This window comes from Pseudomonadaceae bacterium SI-3 (genome assembly GCA_004010935.1).
GTDB lineage: Bacteria > Pseudomonadota > Gammaproteobacteria > Pseudomonadales > Pseudomonadaceae > Stutzerimonas.
On sequence record CP026511.1, the window covers coordinates 334,414 to 356,513 of the forward strand.

Here is a 22,100-nt window from a genome sequence, read left to right on the forward strand (position 1 = left end):
TCTCCTTAGTGGACTTTCACTTGTCCGCTGCCGTCCAGGCTCGCGGAAAAACTTACTTGGCGCTTCGAACCGTCGACTTCCAGCAGACCTTCGATGGCGAAGGACAGGCTCAGTGGATCGTGCGTGCGGGGCAGGGATATCACCCGGACCTGGCTCAAGCGGGGTTCGTACGCTTCGATGAAGCGTTCAATGGCGATACGCGCCTGTTGCAGCGAGTCGTGCAGCGACAGGCGCATATCGTTCAAATCGGGCAACCCGTAGTCGGGCAACGTTTGCACGCTGCCCGCCCGGGTGCTGAGCATTTTGGCCAGATGGGCAGCCACCGAAGCCATTGCCGCGACTTCGCGACTCCAGCCGGCGCGCTTGTCGGCGTCACCGCCGAGGCGTTCGAAAAGGCTGCCGTAGGACATGGATGCTTATTCCTTGTCCAGCTTGCCAACCAGCGACAGCGTGAAATCGGCACCCATGTACTTGAAGTGCGGGCGCACGTTCAGGCTGACGCGGTACCAGCCCGGCTCTCCGTCGACATCGCTGACGACGACTTGCGCGGCGCGCAGCGGACGACGGCTACGGACTTCGGAGCTTGGGTTCTCCTGGTCGGCCACGTACTGGCGAATCCACTTGTTCAGTTCCAGTTCCAGGTCGGTACGCTCTTTCCAGGCACCGATCTGTTCGCGCTGCAGCACTTTGAGGTAGTGCGCCAGGCGGTTGACGATGAACAGGTAAGGCAGCTGAGTGCCGAGCTTATAGTTGAGTTCGGCGTTCTTGCCTTCTTCGCTGTTGCCGAAGAACTTCGGCTTTTGCGCAGAGTTGGCGGAGAAGAACGCGGCGTTGTCGCTGCCCTTACGCATGGTCAGAGCGATGAAGCCTTCTTCGGCCAGTTCGTATTCACGACGGTCGGAGACCAGCACTTCGGTCGGAATCTTGGTTTCGATCTCGCCCATGCTCTCGAAGTGGTGCAGCGGTAGGTCTTCCACCGCGCCACCGCTTTGCGGGCCGATGATGTTCGGGCACCAGCGGAACTTGGCGAAGCTGTCGGTCAGACGGCTGGCGAAGGTGTACGCGGTGTTGCCCCAAAGATAATGCTCGTGGCTGTTGGCCACGTTTTCCTTGTAGACGAAGGATTTGACTGGGTTGTCTTCCGGGTCGTAGGGATTACGTAGCAGGAAGCGCGGTACGGTCAGGCCGACGTAACGGGCATCCTCCTGCTCGCGAAAGCTTTGCCACTTGGCGAACTGCGGGCCTTCGAAGTGATCTTTCAGATCCTTCAGGTCCGGCAGGCCGGTGAAGCTTTCCAGACCGAAGAACTTCGGACCGGCTGCGGCGATGAAGGGGGCGTGGGACATGCTGGCGACCGAGGCCACGTACTGCATGGTCTTGATGTCCGGTGCGCTCGGGTCGAAGAAGTAATTGGCAATCAGGGCACCGACCGGCTGGCCGCCGAACTGGCCGTACTCAGCGGTATAGATGTGCTTGTACAGGCCGGACTGGACCACCTCTGGGCTGTCCTCGAAGTCATCGAGCAGGTCTTGCTTGGACGCGTTGAGGACTTCGAGCTTGATGTTCTCGCGGAAGTTGGTGCGATCGACCAGCAGCTTGAGGCCGCGCCAGGAGGATTCCAGCGTCTGGAACTGCTGGTGGTGGAGAATCTCGTCCATCTGACGGCTGAGCTTGGCGTCGATTTCCGCAATCATGCGGTCGACCATGGCCTTCTTGACCGGCTCGTGCTCGTTCTGTGGCTTGAGGAGTTCTTCGATGAAAGCCGACACGCCGCGCTTGGCGATGTCGTAGGCCTCGTCATCGGGTGTCAATTTGGTTTCAGCGATGATGCGGTCGAGAATGCCGAGTTCGGCGAGGTTCTTGCCGCTTTCGACGGCTGCTGCGCTAGTGCTCATGTGTTGGCGTTCCTTGTCGGGAGTTATCAGGCGTCCAGCTGTTCTTTCGCGGCGAGGCCCAGCTCACCGAGTACGCGGTCACGCGAGTCGTCGTCGGCGAGTACGCTTTCGATCGCTTTGCGGAAGGCCGGGGCGTTACCCAGCGGGCCCTTGAGGGCGACCAGCGCGTCGCGCAGTTCCATCAGCTTTTTCAGTTCGGGGACCTGCTCGACCAGGTTGGCCGGGTTGAAGTCCTTCATCGAGTTGATGTTCAGCTGTACGGCCAGCTCTTCATCGGTGGGCTCGTCCTGCAGACGATTCGGCACCGAGAAAGTGAGGTTCAGCTCCTGCTTGGCCAGGACCTCGTCGAAGCTGTTCTTGTCGATGGCGATCGGCTTGCGGTCCTCGATCTTGCGATGGTCGGCGCGCTGGGTAAAATCGCCGAGCACCATCAACTTCAGTGGCAGTTCGAGTTCTTCCTGAGCGCCGCCGGTGGCAGGCTTGAAGGTGACGTTGATGCGTTCTTTGGGGGCTACCGAGCCTTCTTTGGCCATGGGTCTTCTCCTTTGGGTTTACGGCCCGGGGGCCTAATCGAGTACCACTTCGAGGTCGAGGTGGCACAGCCTGCGGTAAATCTCATCCTTGCTTTCACGCACGGCGTGGTTCTGCGGCAGCAGCTCGCAACAGCTATGCAGCAGACGCAGCACCTCGAGGGCGAGATCGGGTTCCCAGTCGCCCAGGCCCGTGGCCTGTAGCGTCTGATCGAGGGATTCGAGTTGGGTCTTGGCCAGGTCGTATTTCTTGGCCTGCAAGCACAACCGGGCCAAAGCCAGTTGCCAATAGAAACGCTCCCGCCCACCGCGTGCCTGGTTGAGGCCGAGCTTGAGCTTCTGCACGGCGCTTTTGAGGCCGTCTTTGCGTAAGTGAGGAAGTACCTCCTGCAGCGCCTCTTCCCAGACGGGCGTAGTACCGCCCCGGTTGGTTGGCGATTCGCTTGCAGCCTGCGCGGGCTGTACATGAGGCATTACTTGGGCGCTGATCCAGGCGCGAGTTTCTGCGTCGGCAAAGGGTGTGCCGTCATGAAAGCGCAGCTCCTCTAGCCCCGGCATTCGTTGCAGGAAGAGCGCGAGCTGGATTTCTACCTCGCGCATTGCCTGTTCGGCGTCGAGCTCGCTCAAGCATTCCCAGGCCAGGCGCTGACCATCGAGCCAGAACGGCGCGCGGGCAATGCTGGCTTCTAGGTCGGCTAATAAGTCGGCGTATAGGCCCTGCGAGAAGCGCTCGCGATAGCTGGCGAGTTTGTCTGCCGGGATGCCGCGTAGTGCGGTGATCTGATCGGCGTTGCGTTCGGGGAGACAGTCGATGGGTAGCCACAGAAGAGTGCGAGCCAGCCGCAGAGGCTTGAGATCGGTAGCTTTTTGCTTGAGCCACCAGCCGCAAAGCGGTCTGGCCTGATCCTGCAGGCTGCGCAGGCTCTTATGGGCGTCTTTGTCGTGCTCTACCGGTGTTGCAGCCGTGAACACTTGCGCAGCCACCTGTTTGACCTGGGCTATAGCTGCGCCCACAGCACCAGGGTGCGGATGCGCGGCGCCAGCTCGCTTGACCATTTCCTCAAGCCGACGACATAGGGGTAATAGAAGAGGGGCCTGTGTGCCTAACTTCGCGGCTAGGCAGCTTTCGAGGCTGCGTAGCTCGACCGTGATCTGCTCGAATAGTTGAAGTTGTTCGCCCATCGGCACATGTTCGGCAAGCACCTGTTCCATCCGAGGAACCAGCCACGTGATCGCAGCGGCACGCGTGCGGTCCTTGCGTGGATGGATGTCGTCCCAATGGTCGTGGCAAAAGAAGCCAAGCATGGACAGGCCAGCATGCAACCCGAGAAACGAGTCACGTTGATACAGGCTCCAAGTCAGCCAAGCCGCAACACGTAAATCTTTAGTCCGAGTGCTCAGCAGGCTTTCGCTGCCTTCACGCACTGTATCCCAGTCTACGGACCCCGAGGCATGTAGCGACGCCGCCTTGCCAAGCTCCTGCTCCAGCAACTCATATTCAGCGGCATAGCGAACATCGTCGCCCGCGAAGCCGGTGGCCGTGATAGGAGCTTTCGCTACCGCCAATACATGAGCGGCTAGCTTGCTTGAAAACGTCATTCCATGACTCAACTGATACCTGCATTAGCATTGTTGCTGGTGCAGGGGCGCTTCATGCGCAACGACTTTGCCGCGTGCGAAAAAACCGCACGTCAATGAGACGCGAATCCTAGGCACTAAGACTTGGGACAACTGTGAAGTGGTTTTCATCTAAGGCGATGGGCGGGCCGCGATGTAGGGCTCGGCATCTGAGATGAGCAGTAGTTAACTTTTTGAGGCGGGCTCGTGTTGAACCTCAACATGAAGCACGGGTCTCGCCTCGCGTTTGTAAAGGCGAGACTGGCATCCACGCACGCTTCTGTTCTCTCCCTATATAGGAGGTCCGTTTAATCTTCGCGAGGCACGGAAAAATGCGTTGACGTGAGTTTTCCAGTGCCTATAATGCGCACCTTCTCCGGCGCAGGCCTTTAGCGAAACCTCTTGTAAATCAAGAAGTTAGCGAAAATAAAAGGTTGCACGGATGGCGGATTCGAGTAGAATGCGCCGGGCTGGCAGGGTGGTGGTTTAGCACTGTTGGTGGCTTCGATCAGGTTGATCGGAAGCGGTTGAAAGAGGTGGTTGACAGCGGTTTTAGACGCTGTATGATTCGCCTCCCGCTGACGAGAGACGCTAGGTTGATCGGAAGCGCAAGCGGTTGAGAAGAAAGAAAAACTTCTTCAAAAACAGCTTGACGAGACACAAGGCTGCTGTAGAATGCGCGGCCTCGGTTGAGGCGAAAGACTTGATCGAAACGCTCTTTAACAACTGAATCAAGCAATTCGTGTGGGTGCTTGTGAGGTAAGACTGATAGTCAGCAAGATTATCAGCATCACAAATACTCAGCGAGAAATCATTGAGTGCTCTTCTTAAGGGTGACCTTTTGAAGAGATTGCGATTGCTGAGCCAAGTTTAGGGTTTTCTCAAAACCCATGCAGTATTGAACTGAAGAGTTTGATCATGGCTCAGATTGAACGCTGGCGGCAGGCCTAACACATGCAAGTCGAGCGGATGAGTGGAGCTTGCTCCATGATTCAGCGGCGGACGGGTGAGTAATGCCTAGGAATCTGCCTATTAGTGGGGGACAACGTTTCGAAAGGAACGCTAATACCGCATACGTCCTACGGGAGAAAGCAGGGGACCTTCGGGCCTTGCGCTAATAGATGAGCCTAGGTCGGATTAGCTAGTTGGTGAGGTAATGGCTCACCAAGGCGACGATCCGTAACTGGTCTGAGAGGATGATCAGTCACACTGGAACTGAGACACGGTCCAGACTCCTACGGGAGGCAGCAGTGGGGAATATTGGACAATGGGCGAAAGCCTGATCCAGCCATGCCGCGTGTGTGAAGAAGGTCTTCGGATTGTAAAGCACTTTAAGTTGGGAGGAAGGGCATTAACCTAATACGTTAGTGTTTTGACGTTACCGACAGAATAAGCACCGGCTAACTTCGTGCCAGCAGCCGCGGTAATACGAAGGGTGCAAGCGTTAATCGGAATTACTGGGCGTAAAGCGCGCGTAGGTGGTTTGTTAAGTTGGATGTGAAAGCCCCGGGCTCAACCTGGGAACTGCATCCAAAACTGGCAAGCTAGAGTATGGCAGAGGGTGGTGGAATTTCCTGTGTAGCGGTGAAATGCGTAGATATAGGAAGGAACACCAGTGGCGAAGGCGACCACCTGGGCTAATACTGACACTGAGGTGCGAAAGCGTGGGGAGCAAACAGGATTAGATACCCTGGTAGTCCACGCCGTAAACGATGTCGACTAGCCGTTGGGATCCTTGAGATCTTAGTGGCGCAGCTAACGCATTAAGTCGACCGCCTGGGGAGTACGGCCGCAAGGTTAAAACTCAAATGAATTGACGGGGGCCCGCACAAGCGGTGGAGCATGTGGTTTAATTCGAAGCAACGCGAAGAACCTTACCAGGCCTTGACATGCAGAGAACTTTCCAGAGATGGATTGGTGCCTTCGGGAACTCTGACACAGGTGCTGCATGGCTGTCGTCAGCTCGTGTCGTGAGATGTTGGGTTAAGTCCCGTAACGAGCGCAACCCTTGTCCTTAGTTACCAGCACGTTATGGTGGGCACTCTAAGGAGACTGCCGGTGACAAACCGGAGGAAGGTGGGGATGACGTCAAGTCATCATGGCCCTTACGGCCTGGGCTACACACGTGCTACAATGGTCGGTACAAAGGGTTGCCAAGCCGCGAGGTGGAGCTAATCCCATAAAACCGATCGTAGTCCGGATCGCAGTCTGCAACTCGACTGCGTGAAGTCGGAATCGCTAGTAATCGTGAATCAGAATGTCACGGTGAATACGTTCCCGGGCCTTGTACACACCGCCCGTCACACCATGGGAGTGGGTTGCTCCAGAAGTAGCTAGTCTAACCTTCGGGAGGACGGTTACCACGGAGTGATTCATGACTGGGGTGAAGTCGTAACAAGGTAGCCGTAGGGGAACCTGCGGCTGGATCACCTCCTTAATCGAAGACTTCAGCTTCTTCATAAGTTCCCACACGAATTGCTTGATTCACTAGCGAAAAGCGATTGGGTTTCGACCCGAGAGAGACGATTGGGTCTGTAGCTCAGTTGGTTAGAGCGCACCCCTGATAAGGGTGAGGTCGGCAGTTCGAATCTGCCCAGACCCACCAATTGTCATGGGATGTGGCCGATCTGTAGATGGGGCCATAGCTCAGCTGGGAGAGCGCCTGCTTTGCACGCAGGAGGTCAGCGGTTCGATCCCGCTTGGCTCCACCATTATTCTCACCATCGCTTGAAAGCACAGAAATGAATAGATTCCTTAGGGAGTGTATTGATTTCTGGTCTTTGCGCCAGTAACTGTTCTTTAAAAATTTGGGTATGTGATAGAAGTAGATTTGAGTGGTCACTTTCACTGGTGATTATTCAAGTCAAGGTAAAATTTGCGAGTAAAATTGCGGATTTTCGGCGAATGTCGTCTTCACGTTATTAGACAATAACCAGATTGCTTGGGGTTATATGGTCAAGTGAAGAAGCGCATACGGTGGATGCCTTGGCAGTCAGAGGCGATGAAAGACGTGGTAGCCTGCGAAAAGCTTCGGGGAGTCGGCAAACAGACTTTGATCCGGAGATGTCTGAATGGGGGAACCCAGCCATCATAAGATGGTTATCACACACTGAATACATAGGTGTGTGAGGCGAACCAGGGGAACTGAAACATCTAAGTACCCTGAGGAAAAGAAATCAACCGAGATTCCCTTAGTAGTGGCGAGCGAACGGGGACTAGCCCTTAAGCTTCTTTGATTTTAGCGGAACGCTCTGGAAAGTGCGGCCATAGTGGGTGATAGCCCTGTACGCGAAAAGGTCTTAGAAGTGAAATCGAGTAGGACGGAGCACGAGAAACTTTGTCTGAATATGGGGGGACCATCCTCCAAGGCTAAATACTACTGACTGACCGATAGTGAACTAGTACCGTGAGGGAAAGGCGAAAAGAACCCCGGAGAGGGGAGTGAAATAGATCCTGAAACCGTATGCGTACAAGCAGTGGGAGCCTACTTTGTTAGGTGACTGCGTACCTTTTGTATAATGGGTCAGCGACTTATTTTCAGTGGCGAGCTTAACCGAATAGGGGAGGCGTAGCGAAAGCGAGTCTTAATAGGGCGTCTAGTCGCTGGGAATAGACCCGAAACCGGGCGATCTATCCATGGGCAGGTTGAAGGTTGGGTAACACTAACTGGAGGACCGAACCGACTACCGTTGAAAAGTTAGCGGATGACCTGTGGATCGGAGTGAAAGGCTAATCAAGCTCGGAGATAGCTGGTTCTCCTCGAAAGCTATTTAGGTAGCGCCTCGTGTATCACTGCTGGGGGTAGAGCACTGTTTCGGCTAGGGGGTCATCCCGACTTACCAAACCGATGCAAACTCCGAATACCAGCAAGTGTCAGCACGGGAGACACACGGCGGGTGCTAACGTCCGTCGTGAAAAGGGAAACAACCCAGACCGTCAGCTAAGGTCCCAAAATCCTGGTTAAGTGGGAAACGATGTGGGAAGGCTCAGACAGCTAGGAGGTTGGCTTAGAAGCAGCCACCCTTTAAAGAAAGCGTAATAGCTCACTAGTCGAGTCGGCCTGCGCGGAAGATGTAACGGGGCTCAAACCAGGTACCGAAGCTACGGGTTCAACGTAAGTTGAGCGGTAGAGGAGCGTTCTGTAAGCCTGTGAAGGTGAGTTGAGAAGCTTGCTGGAGGTATCAGAAGTGCGAATGCTGACATGAGTAACGACAATGGGAGTGAAAAACTCCCACGCCGAAAGACCAAGGGTTCCTGCGCAACGTTAATCGACGCAGGGTGAGTCGGTCCCTAAGGCGAGGCTGAAGAGCGTAGTCGATGGGAAACGGGTTAATATTCCCGTACTTCTAGTTACTGCGATGGGGGGACGGAGAAGGCTAGGCCAGCTTGGCGTTGGTTGTCCAAGTTTAAGGTGGTAGGCAGAGGTCTTAGGTAAATCCGGGATCTTAATGCCGAGAACTGATGACGATCCTTCTTTTAGAAGGAGAAGTGGTTGATGCCATGCTTCCAGGAAAAGCCTCTAAGCTTCAGGTAACTAGGAACCGTACCCCAAACCGACACAGGTGGTTGGGTAGAGAATACCAAGGCGCTTGAGAGAACTCGGGTGAAGGAACTAGGCAAAATGGCACCGTAACTTCGGGAGAAGGTGCGCCGGTGAGGGTGAAGGGTTTACCCCGTAAGCTCATGCCGGTCGAAGATACCAGGCCGCTGCGACTGTTTATTAAAAACACAGCACTCTGCAAACACGAAAGTGGACGTATAGGGTGTGACGCCTGCCCGGTGCCGGAAGGTTAATTGATGGGGTTAGCGCAAGCGAAGCTCTTGATCGAAGCCCCGGTAAACGGCGGCCGTAACTATAACGGTCCTAAGGTAGCGAAATTCCTTGTCGGGTAAGTTCCGACCTGCACGAATGGCGTAACGATGGCGGCGCTGTCTCCACCCGAGACTCAGTGAAATTGAAATCGCTGTGAAGATGCAGTGTATCCGCGGCTAGACGGAAAGACCCCGTGAACCTTTACTATAGCTTTGCACTGGACTTTGAATTTGCTTGTGTAGGATAGGTGGGAGGCTTTGAAGCGTGGACGCCAGTTCGCGTGGAGCCAACCTTGAAATACCACCCTGGCAACTTTGAGGTTCTAACTCTGGTCCGTTATCCGGATCGAGGACAGTGTATGGTGGGTAGTTTGACTGGGGCGGTCTCCTCCTAAAGAGTAACGGAGGAGTACGAAGGTGCGCTCAGACCGGTCGGAAATCGGTCGTAGAGTATAAAGGCAAAAGCGCGCTTGACTGCGAGACAGACACGTCGAGCAGGTACGAAAGTAGGTCTTAGTGATCCGGTGGTTCTGTATGGAAGGGCCATCGCTCAACGGATAAAAGGTACTCCGGGGATAACAGGCTGATACCGCCCAAGAGTTCATATCGACGGCGGTGTTTGGCACCTCGATGTCGGCTCATCACATCCTGGGGCTGAAGCCGGTCCCAAGGGTATGGCTGTTCGCCATTTAAAGTGGTACGCGAGCTGGGTTTAGAACGTCGTGAGACAGTTCGGTCCCTATCTGCCGTGGACGTTTGAGATTTGAGAGGGGCTGCTCCTAGTACGAGAGGACCGGAGTGGACGAACCTCTGGTGTTCCGGTTGTCACGCCAGTGGCATTGCCGGGTAGCTATGTTCGGAAGAGATAACCGCTGAAAGCATCTAAGCGGGAAACTTGCCTCAAGATGAGATCTCACTGGAGCCTTGAGCTCCCTGAAGGGCCGTCGAAGACTACGACGTTGATAGGTTGGGTGTGTAAGCGCTGTGAGGCGTTGAGCTAACCAATACTAATTGCCCGTGAGGCTTGACCATATAACACCCAAACAATTTGATGTTTGTGTGTCAGACGGTTGAAGTCGACAAACAAACCGAAAAGACGCAACGCTCGCAAAGCGAAAGCAACACCGAAACACCATCACATACCCAATTAGGGGAAGCGACTCAACACCGACTCCCCAACCGAATTGCTTGACGACCATAGAGCGTTGGAACCACCTGATCCCATCCCGAACTCAGTAGTGAAACGACGCATCGCCGATGGTAGTGTGGGGTTTCCCCATGTGAGAGTAGGTCATCGTCAAGCTTCTACACCAAACCCCCGATCTTCGTAAAAGGATCGGGGGTTTGTCTTTGGGCCAAAGAAAAATCGACTTGGAAGTCGGACCGAGCGGTAGCAGCCAGTAGATCGGCGACAGCTTCAACATCGGTATCGCTTCGTTCAACGCTAGGCTTCGGGACGGCATGCACGTGATACGCGGCGTGTCCGTAAGGGGTGCTGACCAGTGTTGTCAAATAACGCCAACGATTTCAGCTGGCATTGAGCGGAGCGATACCGGACGGCAACGGCCTCCAGAGAAGGAGAAACCCCCAGGAGCGAGCTCCTTCGTTCGGACTTACTCAGATGCTCCTTGACCATAGAGATACTGTGCCCTGCGTGATTGAGCCACGACAGGTCGTTGCGTATCTGCAGCATGGCGCACCCATCATAATCAAACGCTGTAAATTCGAAGCTCCGGTTAACTCATGCTGTGTACCAGCTTTCCTATGTTTATTCTTAGTGCGTCGTTGATATCGATTCCGCCGCCCAGCAGTGGTTAGCGCAGACTTAAGGTCGGCTGACTTGCGTTTCGCGCAGCGCGCTGATGATCTCGCCGCGCAGCCGATGCAGCGCGTCGCGATGGCCCATGGCGCCGCTGGAGGGTTGCATGGTGTTGGAGGTCATCACCACCGTCATATCGAGGCCCGGCACCACGTAGACCATCTGCCCGCCATAGCCCCAGCCATAGCGCACCGCTTCTCCGCCCAGTTCGGTGATGAACCAGCCATAGCCATAGCCATAGCCGTGACCGGTGTAGCGCGAGCGCGTGCGTGGCGTCCAGGACGCATCGATCCAGTCGGCTGAGAGTAAGCGTTCGCCGGATGCGCTGAGCCCACCGCGGCGGTAGAGCTCGCCGAAGGCCAGCAGCGAGCGTGGCGTCATCGCCATCTCGTTGCCACCCAGATAAATGCCCTGCGGATCGCGCGTCCAGGCGCTGATGGCGAAGCCGTCGACTGGCGCTAGCCACTGCTGCGCCAGCTGCAACGTGGACTTACCGGTGCGGCGCGTAAGGATTGCCGAGAGCAGATGGCTGGAGCCCGTCGAATAGATCATCGCCGTGCCAGGGTCGGCCTCGAACGGGCGTGCCAGCGCCGCACGAACCCAGTTGCGACTCGCCACCCAGGCGCCGTAGTTGCGCCCGGAGGTCGATCCGAGCCCGGCCTGCATGCTCAGCAGGTTGCTAACTGTCACCTGCTGCAGACGCGGATCGGGCCTGCCGGGTAGGTCGGCTGGCAGCAGCTCCGCAATGGGCTGCTCGATGCTGTCGATGACGCCCTTGCCGATGGCGATGCCGATCAGTGCGGAAATCACCGATTTGGACGCGGATTTGATGTTGCTCGGCGTGGTGGTGCGATGTCCGCGGTAACCGCGCTCGGCGATCACTTTGCCATGTTGGGCGATGATCAGTGTTTCCAGCGGGGCCAGCCGTTCGGCTTCATCGAGCATGGCCGCCAGTCCGCCGTTCGCGGTCGCCAGTGGGCTGAGGATGGAGAGCACCGCCACGCAGAGAACGCGGCGATACCAGGTTGAGCGAGAGACGCGCTTGGCAGGAATGGGCATGCAGGGTTCGACCCTGTCCTTGCCCTGCGGTGCAATCAGGAAGCAGTGCCTCCCAGCACCCCGATGTAGGTCGGCGTTACTGGCGAATCCAGGTCTGCGTACGGCCCAGCGCCTCGATGCCGACGTAGCCGCGGACTTCCAGCTTGTCGCCACCTTCGACCAGCTTGGCCTTGGCGCGGTAGGTCTTGCCCTTGGCCGGGTCGAGGATGGTGCCGTCGCTCCAGGCCTGCTCGCCGTCCGGCTTGAGTTCCCAGAGAATGGTCATGCCGGTGATGGGCTGATCCTTGCGCTCGCCGTCGCATTCGCTGCAGACCGGGTTCGGTCCGTGATCCGTTTTGAGGATATCGGCGACCTTGCCGCTCAGCGTGCCGTCAGCGGCCTGCTGGATTTCGACTATGGACTTGGGCTTGCCGGTTTCGTCGTCGATGGTCTGCCAGCGGCCGGCAGGCGATTCGGCGGCAAAGGCCAGTGACGAGAGCGAGAGTGGCAGGGCCAGCAGCAGGGCATTGAAAAGAGGACGCATGGTGTCACCAGTGATGGAAAAGGCAGCGCCGACTCTAGCACCGGGCATTTGCCTGCGCTGCCCCTGGCCGGCTGACCGGTTGGTTCTCGTCGCTTTCGCCATCCTCAGTCGTCCTGATCGCGGGATGGCTGGCGTCCGATGGCGGCTGCCAATGCCAGTGCCACGACCGAGCTGTGTGCGGCGTTGGTGCCGTGGTTGGCTCCCGGGAACAGCTGAAATTCGCTGTGCAGGCCCTGGCTCGACAGCCGCTGCAGCCGGTCGACCAGATCCCGGGCATTGCCTACCATACGCCGCTCGGCCATATGGCGCTGGCGCGGGTCGTCCATGGCGGCATCGGCCGCGGGCTGTTCGGCGCCGCCGGCGGTGACCAGCAGGCGCGCATCGATGGGCAGGTCTGCGAGCCGCTGTTCGAACGCCGTAAGCGAGCGTTCGACGTAGCCCTTGTACCACCAGATCGACGGACTGGCTGCCACATAGCCCTGAAACACCTGCGGCTTGGTGAGCAAGGTGTAGAGGGTAAACAGGCCGCCGTAGGAATGGCCGAACAGGGTCTGCCGTCGGGCGTCGACCGGATAGCGCTGGGCGATCAGCGGTTTGAGCTCGTGCTCGATAAAGGCCAGAAAGTCATCGGCACCGCCCGATGGTGGCGGTTCGCGGCCCTGCAGGCGCTGGCGATCCTCGGCCTTGGGCGTGTAATCCTCGGCACGCGCCTTGAAGTCGTACAGGGCCTCGCCGGGGTAGCCGATGCCAACCACCAGTATCGAATCGCGCAGGCTTGGGTCGGGTCGATCCTCCAGCGCCTGGGCCTGGATCGCCAGTCCCGGAAACAGGGCGTTGCCATCCAGCACATAGAGCACCGGATAGCCACCCGGCGGTGGCGCGTGTCGCGGCTCGGAGACGAAGATGCGGTAGTCATTGCCGGTGCGTTGCGAATGCAGGTCATGCTGGCTGCTGTGCGGCAGCCGAACCGGCTGCCAGTCCGCTTCTTCCCCGGCGTGTGCCTGTACGGCAGCAATCCCCAGACCCACCAGCAGGGCGAGCAGGGCGCCTTTCATGGCTCGACCTGCCTATGGATTGGCGGAAGCGGCCCGTCCAGCCAGTTCACCTTCAGTGCCTCGTCGCCGGAGAAGCGGTTGAGGTGGTCGTCAATGACGAAGCGCAGGCGCTTTTCCGCTTCGCCGGCCTCGGCCTGGCAGTCGATCAGCAGTCGCTCGTCATCGGCAAGCATCCGGCACTGGCCGAAGGCGAATGCGACCTCCGCCTGACGCTCATCCAGCTGGACTTCGGCCTTGTGCGCGAAGTGTTTGCACAGTCGCGTCATGTTGCGCGATGCGCGGGGTGTCGCCACCTGGGCGTGAAACTGGGGCATGGTGATCTCCGGGAGTCAGCCGCCGATACGCGCAGGCATCGGCGGCCTGGTGTGGATCAGAACTCGTAGCGGGCGCCCACCGTGAAGCTGCGCGACGGGCCGTAGAAGTTGAAGGTGCCGACGCTGCCGACCCGCGAGTAGTACTTGCGGTCGAACAGGTTGTTCACGTCGAAGGTGCCGGTCAGCTTGTCGGTGATCGGGTAGGACAGCTTGGCATCCACCACTGCATATCCCGGTGCGCTGAGGCGCGGGCTGCCGGCGCGTTCGATGTAGTAGTCGCTCATCGCGGTCACGCCACCACCGATCCCCAGGCCGCGCAGGGCACCGCCAGGCAGGGTGTACTTGGTCCATAGCGAGGCCTGGTGCTGGGGCATCAGCGCGAAGAGCGCGTTGTCGTCACCGGCCAGGTTCTCGGTCTTCATGTAGGTGTAGCCGGCCAGCACTTCCCAGTCGGGGGTCAGGTAGCCGCTGATTTCCAGTTCGCCACCGCGGATGCGGGTCTTGCCGGTGGCCTCGTAGACGCCGCTGATCAACGCGCCGCTGTCATCGATGGCGCCGGCCGCGCGGTTCTCGTCGGTGAGCTGGAAGGCGGTGATGCGCGCATTGAGGTCGCCGCCGAAATAGCTGCCCTTGATACCCGCCTCGTACTGCTCGCCTTTGCGCGGGTCGATGATGCGGCCGTCGGCACCGGCCTCGCTCTGCGGCTTGAATACCTGCGAGTAGCTGGCGTAGAGGGAGTGCTGGTCATCCAGATCGAACACCAGGCCGCCGTAGGGCGTGACATAGCCGGACTCGCGCACATCCTGCGTGGCGCTGCTGTTCTCGCCTTCGAAGCTGCTGACCCGCGCGCCACCGATCAGCGCCAGGCGCTGGATCGGGCGGAAGGTCAGCTTGGCGTAGAGGCCGGCTTCGCGCTCATCGGTTTCGGTCGGTGTGCCGAAGGTGACGTTCGGCTTGCTGGTGTCGCCCGGCTGGTAGCTGGCGACGTCGATGGCGCCGAGATTGCCGCGGGCGTCCGCATACTCGGTCTCGTAGCGCTTGAAATCGCTGCCGATGACGAACTCGCTGACCTGCCCGAGCAGCTCGAGCGGCTGGCTGTAGTTGGCATCGACGGCGAGGGTGTCCTGCTCCAGATCGCGGGCGGTGTAGGCCAGGCTGGTCGCGCCACTGTTGACGTTGCGCGCGGTGAAGGCATAGAGGTAATCGGTCGCGCGCCTGGAGCCGCGCACCGCCACGCGACCGTAGCCGCCATTGTCGAAGCGATGGGTCAGCTCGGCGACGACGTCGGTGCCGCGGCTGTCGAAATCCCCCCAGTCGGCGCCCAGGTAGGTCGAGCGGCTGAAGTCTTCCAGGCTGCCGTCGATGGCGGCCGGATAGCCGTTGTGCGGAAGGATGTCCTTGGTCTGGTGGATCAGCCCGAAAGACATGACGGTGGCGTCGGACAGGTCGATGTCCAGCGCGCCGTAGAAGCTCTCGCTGGTGTTGGCGTTGTAGTCGACCTCGCCGTTGGTGTCGGCGCGGGAGATGACCGTACGGCCGCGCACGCGCCCCTGCTCGTCGAGCGAGCCGGACAGGTCGGCTTCCAGGTAATTGGTGTCCCAGCTGCCGTAGCGCCCGGTCAGGCTGCCCTGGAATTCGCGGGTCGGGCGCTTGCGCACCATGTTGACGATGCCGCCCATCTCGCTGGTGCTGTTGAACAGCCCGGACGGCCCGCGCATGACCTCGACCCGATCGAACGGCGACAGCGACGGCAGCGTGCCGTTGATGCTGGCCATCGGCGCGGGCAGGCCATCGATGTTGAATTCGTCGTACTCGTAGCCGCGCGCATAGATCGACGAGCGCCCGCTGTCGTTGCTCAAGGTGCGCAGGCCGGTTGAGTACTTGGCCAGGTCATCCAGGTTCACGAACTGGCGGTCGCGGATGTAATCGCTGGTGTACACGCTGATCGACTGCGGGATGTCGCGCAGTTCGGCCGGTGTCTTGGTGCCGACGGTTGCGGCCGGCACGGTGTAGCCGCCGCTTTGCTCCGAGGACGGCATGTCGTACAGGCGGTTGCCTTCTACGGTGATGCTCTCCAGCTGCACCGGTTCGGCCTGGGCGGCGACACTCTGCGCCAGGGCGTTCAACGGAAACGGAGCGAGCAGGCCGGCGAGCAGCAATGGCCTGAGGCTAGAGGTGCGGAGAATTCTGTCCATGGGCGGCTCCTGTCGCAGCGGCGGCGACGTGTTGGCAAACGTTCGCGCTACTTAATGATAATGATTTGCATCAAAGGATGTCGGCGCGTAGTCTGCCACCCAGCCGCTTCGCGAACCTTTGCGGGGCCGAACATTTGCTTTGCTATCCCGTCAGATCGAGGCGCAGCGCCGCATGAATCAAGCTGATCACATCATTCGCGGCGATGAGTTGCCGGCCATGAGTAGGCCGGGGCTGCGCCTGCCCAACGAGGATGACGATCGTCTGCTCTACGGCCGGGTGAAGTGGGCGCAGCTGCGGGATGGCCTGTCGCTGCACTGGTCCGATTGCGAAGAGCTGCAGGATTTCGTCACCGAAAACGTGGTTGGCCCGCGGGTATCGTTCGTGCTTTTTCTGCAGGGCCAGAGCCGGGTCAGCTATGACGACCTGTCGCTGACGCTCGGTCAGTCGGCGTCTCAGCGAGCGCCCGAGGGCGTGGCGGTTTCGATGAACGAGCCAGTGCTCTTCCGCCGCCAGGCGCGCCGCGGCAGTCATATCCGCAAGCTGGTGGTGAGTCTGACGCCGGAATGGCTCGAAGGGCGTGGAGAGGGTGTCGCCTCGAGCGATGGCGCGATTCGCCACTTCATGGATAGCCATCTAGTACCGCGCATCTGGAAGCCCTCGGCGCGGCTGCTGACGCTGGCCGAGCAGATGCTCAACCCGCCCGGCTATGACCCGCTGCTTCAGGGGCTGTACCTGGAAAGCCGCGCGCTGGACATCGCCTGCGAGGCACTGATCAGCCTGGGTGATGGCTCGGCGTCGGCGGAACAGGGCCTGCGTCCGCAGGAGTACCGCCGTCTGCAACGCCTCCTTGCGCTCCTCGACAGCGGTGAGGCCGACGACTGGACGCTGGAGCGCATCGCCCGGGACGTGGGCGTCAATGCCACCACGCTGCAACGGCAGTTTCGCCTGTTCAAGGGCATGACCGTGTTCGAGTACCAGCGTGCCCGCCGGCTGCAGCTGGCGCGGGAAGCATTGGAGCGCGAAGGTGCCAGCGTAAACGAGGCCGCCTGGCGCGCCGGTTATAACAGTCCCGCTAACTTCGCCACGGCATTCAAGCGCCATTTCCGCATCACCCCGCGGCAGGTACGGGCGAGGGTCTAAGCGCTTGGTAACCGACCTGCTCGGTGATGAATGTATCGGCTCCATGAGCGACATGGAGAACGATAAGACCATTGCGCTTCGCGATGAGTTATGCGGGACATTCCAGATGCGCGTAAGTGTCAGATTGCTACCGTAAAGGACCACGTCGGCGAGCAGCATCTGATAGACAAACGCTTCGCCATCGGGCACCTGCAGTCGAGCAGTAAGTACGAGCACAACTACGAAAAGCTAAAGGCCGAGCATAATTGCACTGTGCGAAGCCGCGGGCCTCGACGTAAGCGAGGTCCAGCGCGTCTTCACCCCAACACATTCACGCAGCTTTACATGACATACAGACGCCAGACCGATGACGACGTTGTGCTACGCACCCAGGCCGCGTTCGAGCAACTGCAGACTGGTGCCACGGTGGGCGGGTTGACGGCAGGGGCATCACTGATCCGTGCCACCGGGTTATCTCAAGGCCCTGTGCCCTGTTCGAATTCATTGAGCGCCTTACGGCAGCCGACCCCAGAGCCTTCTCCGAGTCCAGCCTCCAGCCAAGGCAGGATGGCCAACGGCGGCGCTACCAAGGCACCGACAACACTGGCGACGGTACGGGCTGCCAATTCGCCGGTCACCACGCTGACCTGCGGGTTGCTCAAGGTGCCCTGCAGTTCCACAGGTGAGTTGCCGGAAAACAGGCTGATGTCCTTGGCATGCGCTTCGAATGCCAGGTTTAGGCGTTCGCTGTCGAGCTTGATGGTGCCCCCGCCAGTGATGTTGCTGTCGGTGGTGCTGATGAAGAGCTGCTCCAGCTTCGCTATGCCATCTGTCGAGTCGAAACGCAGATAGGTGCAGTTCATTGGCACCTGATCGTCGTCAGCGAGCGCGGCCAGCGCAGCTTCCCCTGCATCCAGGCCGAGCAATTCCATGGCGAGCATATCCAGCTTCCCGCCAGACATCGCAAGTTCCAGCTTGCCATCGAGTGCAGCCGCCATCTCGCCCAGGGAGTGTCCTTTGAAGTTCAGGTCCAGCTGGCCGCCAATGGTCCCGGCCGAATCCTGCGCTACCTGCGGAAGGTCAGCCTCGCGTAGGACAGGGGACAGATTGACGCTGGTGATATCCAGATGCAGTTCACCCGTCGGTTGCGGTGGCCGTACGTCCAGGCGCAGCCGGCCATTGGCCTTGCCTTTACCAATGGCGAGTTTCAAGGGTTCAGTCACCAGAACGCCTTCGTCCAGCTCGACTTTGAAGTCGACAGCGTTCAGGGGAATGTCTTTGGCGATCACCTTGTCCGCCTCGTAGCGGACGATGGCGTCGCGGTCGCGTAACGCATCGAGTCCAAGCGGTTCATCGGAAAACATTTGCCCGTCAGTGGGGTCGGTCGGCGTGCCGGGCGCTTTAAGGTCAGAGGTATAGAGGGTGTCCGAATGCAGATTGGCCCATAGCATGGGGCGACCGCTGAGGTCGAGGCGAACGTCGCCGCTCAGGTCGCTCTGGCCCCACTGCGCACGCAGATCCTGCAGCCGCAACTGCTGATTCTCCCAAAGGAGCTGGCCGCGCAGCTGATAGCCCGCCAGCGAAGGTAGACTCAATCCGGTCAGCGGGTTGAGGTTCGCCGGGTTCGGACCCTCGAGCGAAATCGCGAGATCCGCCGCCTCCAACTGCAACGGATCGGTGATGGTGCCATTCACGGTCAGGTAGCTTTCGCGCGACGTCACCGTGCCCTCGACGGGATAAGGTTGATTGTCGAACATGGCTTCCAGCGCACCCACCTCAAGTTCGAACTGCAGCGGCACCTCGTTGCGCCAGGCGTTGCCCGTCACTTGCAGACCTGAGTCGGTGGAGGTGGCGTCCACTTCGATTCGCAGGTCGCGTGTCGGGTTTTCGTAGCGCAGGTGCGTGTCGCTCAGGCGAGCGGAGTTCTGCCCCAGCTGCGCATGCAACTCACCATCCAACGTGCCTAGCTTCGGATAGCCCAGTGGCTCAAGCGCACGGCCCAGGTCCAATTCCTCGACAGTCAGGTCGACCGTTCCGCTCAGCGAGTTCTTCGTCAGGTCGAGGGCGCCGTTAGCGCTGATCGCCCCGTCGCCTTGCTCGGCGTGTAACTGCTGGATCTGCAAACGCTGCTCGGCCAAGCTGCCCTTGAGCACGATGTCGCTCAGCGCGGCATCGCCATACAGGAGCTGACCCAAGCTGAGATCCACCTCGCCGCGATAGCGACGCAACGGCTGCAGCAGGGTGTGCGCGCGCTGTTGCAACGATTGCTTGTCACCCTTTGCCTGCGATTGAGTGCTGTCCTGCTCCGCGTTAAGCAAGCGCATCACGCCCCACCGATTGAGGTCGAGCCGGTTGCCTTGCATGTGCACGTTCAACTCCGGGGTCTCGCCGCGCTCCAGGATCAGCGAGCCGGTGAGGTGACTTTCGCCGGTCTTCAGATCCACGTCTTGCAGCGCCCAGCGCTGCCCATCTCGCTTGAGCTGAGTATTGAAGTCGAATGCCGGGACGTCGATAGCCGGAGTATCGAACGCCATCAGTTCGGCCGAGTCCGGCGCGCTCACCGTCAGCTTTCCCTGCAGAGCATCGAGCGGCGGAAGCTCCTTAGCTTCGCCGTCAAAATGCGCCTGGATCTCGCCCAGTTGCGCATCGAGCGTCACCGCATAGGGCGAGCCGCTGGCCAAGGCCTGGGAAGGCGGCTCGCCAGTCAGGCTCAGTTGCAGTGGTTTCCCCTGCACGCTGCCCTGGCCTTCGATGGAGAGCTGTCGCTGGCCCGGGCCGTTATCGGTTGTGGCGATATCAAGGGTGACCTCGGCGTCCAGCGCTGCGTCGCGATAGGTGAGTCGCCCGTTCTGGATGCGGATGGTATCGGGCTGGATTGGCGAGCTGCTGTCGCTGGAGCTGTCTTCGCTTGTCAACGCGGCCCAGTTGGAGCGGCCATCCGCCTGCCGGGCCAGATGAATCTCAGGCTGTTCGAGCTCGAGCAACTGCAGGCTGAGGTGGCCAGTCAGGAGCGCACCCACATCGATCTCTGCCTGCATCGCATCAAGCTTGAGCATATAGGGGTGCTTGGCCCACTCGGGGTTGGCGATTTCGACATCGCTTACGCTGATCCCCAGCGGAAACCCCCAATCGATGTCGAGGTTGCCGATCTCGACCGCACGACCATCCAGACGCTGGCTCAGTTGGGCTTCGATCTTTTCCCGTGCCCACTGCGTTTGCACCAGCACTGCCGCAATCGCCACGAGCAGCACCAGGCCCGCCAGCACGATTCCAAAGATTTTCGCTGCCTTCGCCACGTTGCCTCCTGATCCGGTTTCGCTCGTGCGCGATACGTGAGGGTCAGCTGCAGTCGGATGCAGCCCTGTGAAAGTGTCGACCCCTTACCGGGCGGAAAAGGTCACTGCAAATTTCCCAGGCACGGCCACAGGCAACGGCTGCGAGTCCCGCAGAAGCGACGAAAGACAGGTTAGATAGGCGCGATGGCAAGCCGTGGAGACGGACGAACGGCATCGCCGTCGTCCGTGCTTGAAAGGCGGTTAACCCTGCAGATCGGCCAGCATTGCCGTGGCCACCGCTTCGGCGACCTTGATCCCGTCGACACCGGCCGAGAGGATGCCACCGGCGTACCCGGCGCCCTCGCCAGCGGGATACAGGCCGCGGGTGTTGATGCTTTGCAGGCTCTCGTTGTCCCGCTTGATCCGCACTGGTGAAGAGGTGCGCGTTTCGATACCGGTGAGGATCGCGTCGGGGCGGTCGAAGCCGCGAATCTGCTTGCCGAATGCTGGCAAGGCTTCGCGAATGGCCTCGATCACGTAGCCGGGCAGCGATGGCGCCAGATCGCCCAGCCGCACGCCCGGCTTGTAGGAGGGTTCGACTTCGCCGAATTCGCTGGACGCACGACCGCGGATGAAGTCACCGACCAATTGGCCGGGTGCGCAATAGTCGCTGCCGCCCAGTTCGAAGGCATGCGACTCCAGCCTTTCCTGCAACTCGACGCCCGCCAGCGGGCCGCCGGGGAAGTCCTCTTCCGGGTTGATACCGACGACGATGCCGGCATTGGCGTTGCGCTCGTTGCGCGAATACTGGCTCATACCATTGGTGACCACCCGGTTGGGCTCGGACGTGGCCGCCACCACGGTGCCGCCCGGGCACATGCAGAAGCTGTAGACCGCCCGGCCGTTCTTGGCGTGGTAGACCAGTTTGTAGTCGGCGGCGCCCAGCTCAGGATGTCCGGCGTACTTGCCCAGGCGGGCATTGTCGATGAGCGATTGCGGGTGCTCGATGCGAAAGCCCACGGCGAAGGGCTTGGCTTCGATATAGACGCCGCGCTCATGCAAGATGCGGAAGGTGTCGCGCGAGCTGTGACCGAGGGCGAGCACCACATAGCGGCTGCGGATTTCTTCGCCATCCGCCAGGCGCACGCCCTGGATGCGGCCGTCCTCGATGACGAAGTCGACCACGCGGCTGTCGAAACGCACCTCGCCGCCCAGCGCCTTGATTTCCTCGCGCATGGTCGAGACCACGCCGGTCAGGCGGAAGGTGCCGATGTGCGGCTTGCTGACGAACATGATCTCTTCCGGCGCGCCGGCGCGGACGAACTCGTGCATTACCTTGCGACCGTAGAACTTCGGGTCCTTGATCTGACTGTAAAGCTTGCCATCGGAGAACAGGCCCGCGCCGCCCTCGCCGAACTGCACGTTGGATTCCGGGCTCAGCACCTTCTTGCGCCACAGCGCCCAGGTGTCCTTGGTGCGGCTGCGCACATCGCGACCACGTTCCAGCACGATCGGCTTGAAGCCCATCTGCGCCAGGGTCAGCGCGGCGAACAGCCCGCAGGGGCCGAAGCCGATCACCAGCGGTCGTTCGCTCAACCCCTCGGGCGCCTGGCCGACCGGGTAGTAGCCGGTATCCGGCGAGACGCGGATGTTGCGGTCGTCAGCCAGACGTTCGAGCACCTTCGCTTCGTCGGTCACGCTGACGTCGATGATGTAGACGAAGGTGATCTCGCTGTTCTTCTTACGCGCGTCATAGCTGCGCTTGAAGACGGTGAAGTCGAGCAGTTCGGTGTCGCTGATTTTCAGGCGCGTGACAATAGCCTGGCGCAAGGCCTCAGCGGGGTGATCAAGCGGCAGTTGCAGTTCGTTGATGCGAATCATGACAG

The 22,100-nt window shown here is 59.7% G+C and carries 12 protein-coding genes, 2 tRNA genes, 3 rRNA genes and 2 pseudogenes; 7 read left to right on the plus strand and 12 right to left on the minus strand.

Features of this window, described 5'->3' with window-relative positions; all coding sequences use genetic code 11:
* Positions 1-5: 5 nt before the first annotated feature.
* The 5 genes and pseudogenes from C1896_01595 to C1896_01615 all read right to left on the minus strand — a co-directional run bounded on the left by C1896_01595 (position 6) and on the right by C1896_01615 (position 4,833).
* On the minus strand, positions 6-410 hold the full coding sequence (locus tag C1896_01595) for a type VI secretion system baseplate subunit TssE (GenBank protein AZZ43732.1): 405 nt from the start codon (positions 408-410) through the stop codon (positions 6-8).
* Between the two features lie 6 nt (positions 411-416).
* Positions 417-1,895 (minus strand): type VI secretion system contractile sheath large subunit, encoded by a 1,479-nt coding sequence (locus tag C1896_01600; GenBank protein AZZ43733.1) that lies wholly within the window; start codon positions 1,893-1,895, stop codon positions 417-419.
* A gap of 26 nt (positions 1,896-1,921) precedes the next feature.
* Entirely contained in the window at positions 1,922-2,428 is a 507-nt protein-coding gene (locus C1896_01605) for a type VI secretion system contractile sheath small subunit (protein AZZ43734.1), read from the minus strand.
* Between the two features lie 33 nt (positions 2,429-2,461).
* A complete protein-coding gene (locus tag C1896_01610) occupies positions 2,462-4,024 on the minus strand; it encodes a type VI secretion system protein TssA (protein AZZ43735.1) in 1,563 nt (520 codons plus the stop codon).
* Positions 4,025-4,431: 407 nt separating this feature from the next.
* A pseudogene (locus tag C1896_01615) lies at positions 4,432-4,833 on the minus strand (hypothetical protein).
* A gap of 109 nt (positions 4,834-4,942) precedes the next feature.
* Here C1896_01615 and C1896_01620 point away from each other — a divergent pair.
* The 5 genes from C1896_01620 to rrf all read left to right on the plus strand — a co-directional run bounded on the left by C1896_01620 (position 4,943) and on the right by rrf (position 10,157).
* Positions 4,943-6,480: ribosomal RNA gene (locus C1896_01620) — 16S ribosomal RNA — on the plus strand.
* A gap of 90 nt (positions 6,481-6,570) precedes the next feature.
* A tRNA-Ile gene (locus C1896_01625) sits at positions 6,571-6,647 on the plus strand.
* 30 nt (positions 6,648-6,677) lie between these two features.
* Positions 6,678-6,753: transfer RNA gene (locus tag C1896_01630), tRNA-Ala, on the plus strand.
* Between the two features lie 235 nt (positions 6,754-6,988).
* Positions 6,989-9,903: ribosomal RNA gene (locus tag C1896_01635) — 23S ribosomal RNA — on the plus strand.
* A 138-nt stretch (positions 9,904-10,041) separates the two neighbouring features.
* Positions 10,042-10,157, plus strand: a 5S ribosomal RNA gene (gene rrf / locus C1896_01640).
* The 16S, 23S and 5S rRNA genes sit together here with 2 tRNA genes alongside, the layout of an rRNA operon.
* 522 nt (positions 10,158-10,679) lie before the next feature.
* On the opposite strand, the gene C1896_01645 is transcribed toward rrf, so the two are convergent.
* The 5 genes from C1896_01645 to C1896_01665 all read right to left on the minus strand — a co-directional run bounded on the left by C1896_01645 (position 10,680) and on the right by C1896_01665 (position 15,819).
* Complete coding sequence (locus tag C1896_01645) at positions 10,680-11,732, minus strand: 6-aminohexanoate hydrolase (GenBank protein ID AZZ43736.1); 1,053 nt, start codon at positions 11,730-11,732, stop codon at positions 10,680-10,682.
* A gap of 76 nt (positions 11,733-11,808) precedes the next feature.
* Positions 11,809-12,255 (minus strand): DUF2147 domain-containing protein, encoded by a 447-nt coding sequence (locus tag C1896_01650; GenBank protein AZZ47482.1) that lies wholly within the window; start codon positions 12,253-12,255, stop codon positions 11,809-11,811.
* A gap of 104 nt (positions 12,256-12,359) precedes the next feature.
* Complete coding sequence (locus C1896_01655) at positions 12,360-13,310, minus strand: alpha/beta hydrolase (GenBank protein AZZ43737.1); 951 nt, start codon at positions 13,308-13,310, stop codon at positions 12,360-12,362.
* Positions 13,307-13,624 carry a DUF2218 domain-containing protein gene (locus C1896_01660; protein ID AZZ43738.1) on the minus strand — a complete coding sequence of 106 codons (318 nt, stop codon included), beginning with the start codon at positions 13,622-13,624 and terminating at the stop codon, positions 13,307-13,309. The genes C1896_01655 and C1896_01660 overlap by 4 nt, the downstream gene beginning before the upstream one ends.
* Positions 13,625-13,680: 56 nt before the next feature.
* The gene (locus C1896_01665) at positions 13,681-15,819 is read right to left on the minus strand and encodes a TonB-dependent siderophore receptor (protein AZZ43739.1); all 2,139 of its coding nucleotides are present in this window, start codon (positions 15,817-15,819) and stop codon (positions 13,681-13,683) included.
* Positions 15,820-15,991: 172 nt separating this feature from the next.
* Here C1896_01665 and C1896_01670 point away from each other — a divergent pair, with 172 nt between their 5' ends.
* Both C1896_01670 and C1896_01675 read left to right on the plus strand, forming a co-directional pair.
* Positions 15,992-16,960, plus strand: a complete 969-nt coding sequence (locus tag C1896_01670; GenBank protein ID AZZ43740.1) for an AraC family transcriptional regulator — start codon at positions 15,992-15,994, stop codon at positions 16,958-16,960.
* Positions 16,961-17,050: 90 nt separating this feature from the next.
* Positions 17,051-17,197 (plus strand): annotated as a pseudogene (locus C1896_01675) (amino acid ABC transporter substrate-binding protein).
* Between the two features lie 218 nt (positions 17,198-17,415).
* Here C1896_01675 and C1896_01680 read toward each other — a convergent pair.
* Both C1896_01680 and C1896_01685 read right to left on the minus strand, forming a co-directional pair.
* Positions 17,416-20,235, minus strand: coding sequence for a hypothetical protein (locus C1896_01680; protein ID AZZ43741.1), 2,820 nt, complete (start codon positions 20,233-20,235; stop codon positions 17,416-17,418).
* Positions 20,236-20,475: 240 nt separating this feature from the next.
* Positions 20,476-22,095, minus strand: a complete 1,620-nt coding sequence (locus tag C1896_01685) for a hypothetical protein (GenBank protein AZZ43742.1) — start codon at positions 22,093-22,095, stop codon at positions 20,476-20,478.
* Between the last annotated feature and the right edge of the window lie 5 nt (positions 22,096-22,100).